This window comes from uncultured Maritalea sp. (assembly GCF_937139385.1).
GTDB classification, from domain to species: Bacteria; Pseudomonadota; Alphaproteobacteria; order Rhizobiales; family Devosiaceae; genus Maritalea; species Maritalea porphyrae_A.
This window is the reverse complement of the sequence record NZ_CAKZPW010000206.1, coordinates 1-7,727: the sequence shown is the minus strand read 5'-3', so window position 1 is coordinate 7,727 and position 7,727 is coordinate 1. Positions and strand designations below refer to the sequence as shown.

Sequence of the window (7,727 nt, the reverse complement as noted above, 5' to 3'; positions counted from 1 at the left end):
CCCGTAGCGGTTCGCCAAAAACTCGACGATGCGCTCACATTCCGCGCGATAACCAAGGTGGGAAAAACAATAGTGGCGGCGTGAGCCGAACTTGCGTGGATTGCCGTTTTCATCTGCTGCATAAATGTCAGGATGACGGTCAATCATCCAGCGTGGCGGGGTTGCTGTCGGCGTACCTAACACGACCTTCAAGCCATTTTGACCCAATATTTCAATTACTTGATCAAGCCAATCCCATTCAAAAGAGCCATGCTCTGGCTCAATCCGGCTCCATGCAAACTCACCAATGCGCACCCATTTTAGACCCAACTCTGCCATGCGTTTGGCGTCTTGTTCCCACTGTTCGCGGGGCCACTGTTCAGGGTAATAGCAAGTGCCGAGTGCGCGGTTTATGGTCATTTAAAGCACCACTTGATGTTCGTTTTGGCCTTTAACGTTCAGACTAACGCTGAACGTGCAGCCTGCAAATTCTTCTTTGTCGCCCAAACCGATTTTTGCGGATGTGACAATGAGTTGGTCCAGATTTTCACCGCCGAATGCGGGGCAAGTGACTTGGCTGGCGGGGAACTCAATGGCGCGCAAAAATGAACCATCTTTGGCATATTGTGCGACACGTCCCGCCCCCCACTGGGCATTCCAAAGGTTGCCATTTGCGTCCACAATCGAGCCATCTGGATTGAGGTCATCTCCGCTCAAATCGGCAAATAACTCCGCCTCGCCGACTGGCCAACCGTGTGTTTGATCCAGCGTCTGGCGCATGATTTTTTTGGTCACCGTGTCCGTAAAATAGGCATATTCGCCATCTGGTGAAAAACAGATCGAGTTGGAAATACTAATCTTGTCAAATAGTTGGCGCACCTCACCACGGTAGTAGCGATAGATCGCACCTGCTTCTGGTTCAGCCTTTTTGCCCATGGTGCCAATCCAAAATCCTGCGAACGGATCAGCGCGCCCATCGTTTGAGCGGGTGATGGGATTGTCATTCTCAATGTCAGCAATGCGTGTTTCATCTTTGGTCAGATGATTAAACTGGAACAGGCCAAATTCGTCCGCAACCAGCAAATTTTGCTCATCTAGCCAGCCAGCGGCTGAAACATGCCGGTCAAACTGTATTTGTTCCACACTTGTGCCGGAACGTTTCAAAAGGAGTTTTTTGTCGATGTCGAACCAAAAAAAGTCTCCGGTTTTGGGATGCCAAAGCGGCCCCTCCCCCAATGAGCATTTGTGATCATCCAAAACCTCAATTTGCATCACCCAAACACCTTGTCGTAGGCAGCAACAATCGCGTCGGCTTTTGCGCGTACCGTCGCCGCGTCATCACCAGGTTTATAAATCGCGGTGCCGATGCCAAAGCCGTTTGCGCCAGCTGTGTGCCATTGGTCAAAATTGTCTGGACCGGCCCCGCCCACTGCGTAAGCGTCAATGGTGGATGGCAAAACAGCGCGCAATGCTTTCAGGCCGCTTGTACCCAAAACGCTCGCGGGGAATAGTTTCAACCCATCTGCCCCCGCATGGATGGCCGCGAAGCATTCAGTAGCGGTGAAGACGCCCGGGTATGAATTCATGCCGGCGGCTTTGGTGGCCTTGATCACCTCAACATTGCAGTCAGGCGAAACGACAAATTGTCCATCGGCGGCTTTGAGCGCGGCAACATCGGCCAAGGTGAGCACGGTCCCGGCGCCAATTTGTGCAACCCCATCAAAAGCGTGGCGCATGGCACTTATGCTATCAAACGGCTGGGGAGAGTTGAGCGGCACTTCAATTAATGTGATGCCAGCATCAATGATTTCGCGCGTTAGTGCCACGGCTTCTTCTGGCTTAATGCCGCGCAAGATAGCGATGATTTTTCTGGCCATTAAGACGCCTGCTCCATGGCTGAAACAGCTGTTGCATGCAAGCCGCCAAGGGTCATCATATCACCATCAGCAATGGTCGCCTTACAATTGTAAAACTCAAGCGCTTTGTTGTAGTGCTCTGTAAGTTTTGGGTCCCCGATGATGCAAACATCGCGAGATGACCACAAATGCTCCGTGGCGCGCAATTCTGCGCCTATCAATAGGCCTGAAAGTCTGGCCCGCGCTTCGTTGGCGGGCAGCCCGTGCAACATGGATTGCGGCCGGATGGCAAACAGTTCTTGGGCAGTTGATTCAGGCGTGTCCATGGACAGTTTGACGCCCGCGATAAATGCCGCATTGTCCCACCCACGACCGGCCACAGAATGACGCAGCACAGATTTTTTGGACAAAAGGCCAAACATTTCGCCGGTCATAAAGGTGGTGAAATGTTTGACCACACCTTTAGAGATCGTCACCCATTTGGAATGGGTGCCGGGCAAACAAGCCACCCCGTCAAAATTTGGCATGCTGGCCAAGAAGCCAGCGATTTGCGTTTCTTCGCCGCGCATAACGTCAGCGGGTTTAAACTGTGAAAGGCCGGGAACAATGAACACTTGGATACGCGGATCTGAAATTGGCGCCTGAACCAATTGTTCGTTGCGCGGCGGTGCGCAAGGTGTTGCAATGTATTCAGCTTCAATCCAGCCTTGTTTCGACCCCACCATACCGCAAGCAAAAGCACTGAGCGGATGAGTGCGCCCTTCAAGCCAAGGCTGCACGTGGGATAAAAAGATTGGTTCAAACTGGTCTTGCGTCAGGCTGCCCATACCTTGATCTGATTTGACCTGATCAAGCACTTTGCCACCAGCACCCATTGCCCAAGCCCGAAAATGGGTGGTGCCCCAATCCAATGCGATCCATTCAATTTTATTGTTCATCATCTTATCCTGTTACCACGACGCCGCCATCAACAACCATTGCTTGCCCGGTCATCATGCGGCTCGCTTTTGACGCCAAAAAAAGCGTTGCGTCGACAATATCATCTGGCACTAAGTGTTCTTTAATGCACTGTTTGGCCAAGTGAGAAGCCAAATCTTCAGGTGTGGCCCATTTGTCCAATTGTCGCTCAGTCAAAACCCAACCGGGCAACAAGGCATTCACCCGAATATTGTCTGGACCCAATTCGCGCGCCAGTGCCCGCGTAAGTCCCGTTATGCCTGCTTTGGATGTTACATAGGACGTGTAGCCAGCATTGCCCATCATATAGGAAATCGATGAGAAATTGATGATCGACCCGCCACCGGAATTGGCCATGTCTTTAGCAACCGCTTGGGCCGTAAAATAGTGCGGACGCAAATTGACGTCCATCGCCAAGTCCCATTCTTCAACCGTATAGCCTTCAAGACTATGCCGCTTGTCATTCGCCGCATTGTTGACCATCACCGTGATTGGGCCAAAGGCTTTTGCCGCCTCTTTCATTGCGTAGCGCAAAGAGGGAATATCGGTGATGTCACATTTGATAAACATGGGTTTATTGTTGTATTTTTTGCCCATCTCGTCTGCAAATTCGCTTGCGTCTGAACGCTGTACAAAGGCCACATTCGCGCCTTGCTGCAGAAAACCTTCCGTCAAAGAAGCCCCAATGCCCGAACCACCGCCGGTGATGAACACGCTTTGCCCCTTAAGGTCATGAAAAGTGACATTCTCACTCATTAGTGGCTTTCCCTTGTGACTGGACGTGTATCTTTGCCGACCAAGAAATCTAAATCCGCGCCTTTATCGGCCTGCATAACATGATCGATATAGAGTTTTGCATAGCCACGATCATAGTGGGGTTGATCTGGTTGCCAAGCCGCGCGGCGCGTTTCCAGTTCTGCTTCGTCTACAAGCAGTTCCAGTTCGCCTTTTGATGCGCTGACACGAATACGATCACCTGTTTGTACGAGTGCCAGTGTACCACCGGCTTGAGCTTCTGGGCTGACATGCAGGATGACGGTTCCAAACGCAGTACCGGACATGCGCGCATCTGAAATACGCACCATATCGCGCACGCCTTTTTCAACCAAAACTTGCGGTATGGGCATATTGCCAACTTCGGGCATGCCCGGGTAACCTTTTGGCCCACAGCCTTTTAGCACCAAAATCGTGTCTTTGGTCACCGGTAAATCTGGACGATCGATGTTGGCTTTCAAATCTTCAATGCTGTCAAAAACATAGGCTTCAGCCTCATGCTCCAACAAGGCGTCTGTTGCAGCTGACGGCTTAATGATTGCGCCATTGGGCGCGAGATTGCCGCGCAACACCCGCAGACCGGATGCTGGTTTTAGCGGCGCATCATACGAGTAGATGACGTCGCGGTTAAAGCACTCAGCGCCATCCGCAAACACTGATATATCTTTATTGAGCACCGTGTTGGCGGGGCGCAACTGATCGCCCAGTTCCTTGAGCACAACGGGCATGCCGCCAGCATAGCAAAAATCTTCCATCAGGTATTTGCCTGAAGGCATGCAATTGACCAGAAGCGGTACGTCGCTGCCCAGTTCGAAGTCCTTTAGGTTCAGATCAACACCAACCCGTCCGGCCATCGCCAACAAATGCACCACGGCGTTGGTGGAGCCACCGACCGCCGCATTGGCCAAAATAGCATTTTCAAAGCTGTTTTTGGTGACCACTTTGGACATCACTAAATCTTCTTCCACCATTTCAACAATGCGCTTGCCGGTTAAGTGCGCCAACGATGTGCGTCGCGCGTCAACTGCTGGCAAAGCCGCGTTTGTGGGCAAGCTCATGCCCATCGCCTCAACAATTGAAGCCATGGTGGAGGCGGTGCCCATCGTCATGCACACGCCTGCTGAGCGGGACATGCCGCTTTCAGCGGCCATAAAGTCCTGCAAGGTCATATCACCAGCACGTACAGCCTCTGAGAATTTCCAAACGTCAGTGCCTGAGCCTATGTCTTCGCCTTTATACTTGCCATTGAGCATGGGACCGGAACTTACCACAATGGTGGGTAGGTCGACAGAGGCCGCGCCCATCAACTGACCTGGGGTGGTTTTGTCGCAACCGCCCAAAAGCACCACACCATCGATACCGTATGCGCGGATGCTTTCTTCAACATCCATCGCCAACAAGTTGCGGAACAACATTGCCGTTGGCTTCATTTGCGTTTCGCCAAGGCTCATGACGGGAAACTCGACGGGGAAGCCACCGGCCTCCCAAACGCCGCGTTTCACCGCCTCAGCCAACACCCGCAATCCCGAATTGCAGGGGGTTAGTTCGGACCAAGTATTGCAAATGCCAATGATCGGGCGACCATCAAACACATGATCTGGAAAGCCTTGATTTTTCATCCAAGAGCGATGGATAAAGCCGTCTTTATCGAGTTTGCCATACCAAGCTTGGCTGCGACGGTTTTTCTTATCGGTCACGCGTAATCTTTCTTTTTAAACTGTTCAGCAATCCAAGTTGGTAGCCAGTTTGCATGGGCTTCAAGCAATTCAGATGTCATGGCCCAAATAGTATCTAAATCAAGCTCTGCCGCTGTGTGCGGGTCCAACATGGCTGCATGATAAATATGGTCAATATCTTGATTGATTAAAGCGGCAACCGTCAATTCCTGCACATTGATATTGGTGCGCATCAGCGCAATCAGCTGTGGAGGAATGTCGGTTACAACGGTTGGTTGGATGCCGTTGGCGTCCACCAGACATGGCACTTCAACCGCACAGCCGTCTGGTAATTGGGGAATAAAGCCATCATTTGCCACATTGCCGTAGATCACCGCGGGTTCCCCCGTGGCGATAGCATTCATAATGGTGGCGGCATATTCGTGTGATTTACACACCTCAATCTTGTCCGCATTTTTGAACGCTTCGGCTTGGGCTTTCCAGCCCTCAACCTGCTCCACGCAACGTTTGGGATATTCGTCCAGCGGAATGCCAAATCGCTCGATAAGATCATCACGGCCATTCTTGATGAAGTACGGGGTGTATTCAGCAAAATGCTCTGAACTCTCGGTCACGAAGTAGCCGACGCGATTGAGCATTTCGTAGCGAACTAGGTTCGGGCACCGTGGCTGATCAGGATTTGTCTTTGGTTTTAGCGAACCATTGGCGTAGCCCGTGCGCAATGCAGGGTAAAGGTCTTCATAGGTTCCGTTTGTCTGGCGTTGCTCAAAATTGAGGAAGTAGGCCATGTGGTTGATGCCTGCACAACGATAGCGCAAGCTTTCTGGGTCAATGCCCAAATCTGCGGCCAATTCCTTTGCCGTGCCTTGCACAGAATGGCAGAGCCCCACATGTCTAATGTCCGGATATTTTGCCGCAATCGCCCACATATTGATCGCCATCGGGTTCACATAATTGAGCATCAAAGCATCCGGGCAAACGATCCGCATATCCTCGCAAATCGCCCATAGATGTGGCACAGTACGCAAACCGCGCATGATGCCACCAATTCCAAGCGTGTCAGCGATTGTTTGGCGCAAGCCGTGCTTTTTGGGGATCTCAAAATCCGTAATGGTACAAGGATCATAGCCACCGATCTGGAACGCGACGACCACAAAATCAGCATCCATCAGCGCTTCACGTTGGTTTGTGTGGGTCGTGACGGTCGCGCTTACGCGCAAAGATGAAATCATCTTGTTGGCCACCAGCGCAGATTCATCCAAACGTGTTTGGTCGATATCCATCAGAGCGATATGCGCATCGCTGAGGGCAGCATAATGCAAGGCGTCACCAATGATATTTTTCATGAAAATGGTGGAGCCCGCACCAATGAAGGCAATTTTTTTCGTCATGGTAAGTCCTACTTAACAGCGCCGAGCGTCAAGCCAGCGATGAAGTGTTTTTGCATCAAAAAGAACATGGCAACGGGTGGCAGCGCGGCCACAATTGAGCCTGCAGACACAAGATGCCAGGAGGAAACCCATTGGCCGTTGAGGGAATAAAGTCCGGCGGTAATAGGTTGATTGTCAGCACCTTGCGTCAACACCGTTGCCCAGAAATAGTCGTTCCAGATGAACGTAAAAATCAGCACAGCAAGGGCAGCGATCGCCGGTTTCATCAGGGGTAGAACCACATACCAAAAGATACGAATTTCTGAAACGCCTTCTACACGCGCCGCTTCGATTAGCTCGAACGGCAACGCCTTGATGAAATTGCGCATAAACAAAGTACAGAACCCGGTTTGGAACGCAATATGGAACAAGGCCAGCCCCTGCCAGGTGTTGTAGACGCCCATGTGCAGTGTCAAATCACGCACCGGCACCATCAAAATTTGGAACGGCACAAAATTTCCCGCAACAAACAGAAAGAAAATCGGCAGGCTGCTTTTGAACTTATAAACCGCGAGGGCAAAGCCAGTCATGCACGACAGGGCGACAGCACCGATTACTGTGGGAATGGTTACCTTGAAGCTATTGAGCAAATATTGCCCACTTGGGGTGTCGGGCAACCTGACGTGACCTTCGTCATGGTTGCGGTTGAAAACGATAAACACCACGTCGCCATCGGGTTCGTAATCATGTGAATCTGCGGAACACCTAAGCGTCAGGCACAGGATTGCCAGGCCCGGATCGCGCCACTCTAATGGGTCGCCATCAAAATTGGTCCAATAGACGTCGGCGTATCCATCGCTTGGGCGATTTGCCCCGTGAAGAAACCGACTTTGACGTACACATACATGATCCTGTCGAAATGCAGAAAGGCTGCTGACAAACGACTGCAGTTCTGCGTCTGCTTTGTCCCAGTTCAGCCATCCGATGTCATTGTCCTGACAATAGGCGTTGTTGTTCCCCATCTGAGAATTGGCGAACTCGTCACCCGCCAATAACATTGGCGTCCCTTGTGATAAGAACAATGTTGCCAGCATGTTACGCTGCCTGCGGGCGCG

At 51.6% G+C, this 7,727-nt stretch carries 8 protein-coding genes; all 8 read right to left on the bottom strand.

The genetic code is table 11. The annotated features are described in order from the left end of the window. The coding region (locus tag Q0231_RS08865; protein WP_299347222.1) for a beta-galactosidase at window positions 1-399 on the bottom strand (399 nt) is incomplete at its 3' end. Beyond that, window positions 400-1,251, bottom strand: coding sequence for an SMP-30/gluconolactonase/LRE family protein (locus tag Q0231_RS08860; protein WP_299347225.1), 852 nt, complete (start codon window positions 1,249-1,251; stop codon window positions 400-402). Then, window positions 1,251-1,856, bottom strand: coding sequence for a 2-dehydro-3-deoxy-6-phosphogalactonate aldolase (locus Q0231_RS08855; RefSeq protein WP_299347220.1), 606 nt, complete (start codon window positions 1,854-1,856; stop codon window positions 1,251-1,253). Before Q0231_RS08855 ends, Q0231_RS08860 begins: the two co-directional genes overlap by 1 nt. Beyond that, entirely contained in the window at window positions 1,856-2,773 is a 918-nt protein-coding gene (locus Q0231_RS08850; RefSeq protein ID WP_299347219.1) for a 2-dehydro-3-deoxygalactonokinase, read from the bottom strand. Before Q0231_RS08850 ends, Q0231_RS08855 begins: the two co-directional genes overlap by 1 nt. Window positions 2,774-2,777: 4 nt before the next feature. Continuing rightward, entirely contained in the window at window positions 2,778-3,548 is a 771-nt protein-coding gene (locus tag Q0231_RS08845) for an SDR family oxidoreductase (RefSeq protein ID WP_299347218.1), read from the bottom strand. Beyond that, window positions 3,548-5,263: an IlvD/Edd family dehydratase gene (locus Q0231_RS08840; protein ID WP_299347216.1), complete on the bottom strand. Its 1,716-nt coding sequence runs from the start codon at window positions 5,261-5,263 to the stop codon at window positions 3,548-3,550. The genes Q0231_RS08845 and Q0231_RS08840 overlap by 1 nt, the downstream gene beginning before the upstream one ends. Beyond that, entirely contained in the window at window positions 5,260-6,633 is a 1,374-nt protein-coding gene (locus Q0231_RS08835; protein ID WP_299347215.1) for an alpha-glucosidase/alpha-galactosidase, read from the bottom strand. Before Q0231_RS08835 ends, Q0231_RS08840 begins: the two co-directional genes overlap by 4 nt. A gap of 8 nt (window positions 6,634-6,641) precedes the next feature. Further along, window positions 6,642-7,403 (bottom strand): carbohydrate ABC transporter permease, encoded by a 762-nt coding sequence (locus Q0231_RS08830; RefSeq protein WP_299347224.1) that lies wholly within the window; start codon window positions 7,401-7,403, stop codon window positions 6,642-6,644. Window positions 7,404-7,727 lie beyond the last annotated feature (324 nt).